The sequence below is a fragment of the Mesorhizobium sp. P2_D1 genome, assembly GCF_056404455.1.
Genome location: NZ_JBFUDZ010000184.1, coordinates 1 through 630, shown reverse-complemented (window position 1 = coordinate 630; position 630 = coordinate 1). Strand labels below are relative to the sequence as shown.

Genomic DNA, 630 nt, shown 5'->3' with positions numbered 1-630 from the left:
GAGCGTTGCTTCATTCTAATTGAGGTCTATGTTGCAGCCCCACGTATCAATCAAGTTTATCCAAATTTCTAATTTGAGTGTATTCCCGAATTGTGCGCTCCATTTTCTCACGATGAGATCGCATAGAGATTGAAACTTTTGCTGTAAATCATGGTCACTGGTTGAAATCTTTATTACGACATCTGGAACTGCGGAAGACTGCACTGCCAAGGAATTAAATTCTATTGCTGTACACTGATTTAACTCGATGATGATATCGTGATCAGGAACGTTGAGAATCCTTTTTGTGGCCTGGTAAAGGATGTCCATCATCGGGGCGCTGTGGTCGGCCAAGCGTTGCTGTGTTTCAGTGGATTTAGGGAAAATTTCAATGTACGCCATTTGACTATATGCCCTCTTAATTTCGTGCTCTGTTCGCGATTGTTAAATATAAGAATTAACCCAGTGATGTAGTCGGCTAATATGCGTTATTTATCTCTGATTTTTACTTCCATCAGCTCTATGGGAAATCCAATGGACGGCTCCATGTCCATCTTTACCTCTCTAGAGAATTCAGATGAAAGCGTGTCAGTCACCTTCCACCCCAGCTTTGATAGCCGGTCCAATTCTGCGTCCATATTAGGGGTGAGG

General features: G+C 42.5%; 1 protein-coding gene. It reads right to left on the bottom strand.

Annotated features, from left to right (window positions below; translation table 11 throughout):
* Positions 1 to 15 precede the first annotated feature (15 nt).
* Entirely contained in the window at positions 16 to 381 is a 366-nt protein-coding gene (locus tag AC1D0I_RS32870; protein ID WP_126070466.1) for a hypothetical protein, read from the bottom strand.
* Positions 382 to 630 lie beyond the last annotated feature (249 nt).

Coding starts and splice junctions, on each gene's coding strand:
- AC1D0I_RS32870 (WP_126070466.1), bottom strand. CDS start 381: ATGGCGTACATTGAAATTTTCCCTAAATCCACTGAAACACAGCAACGC.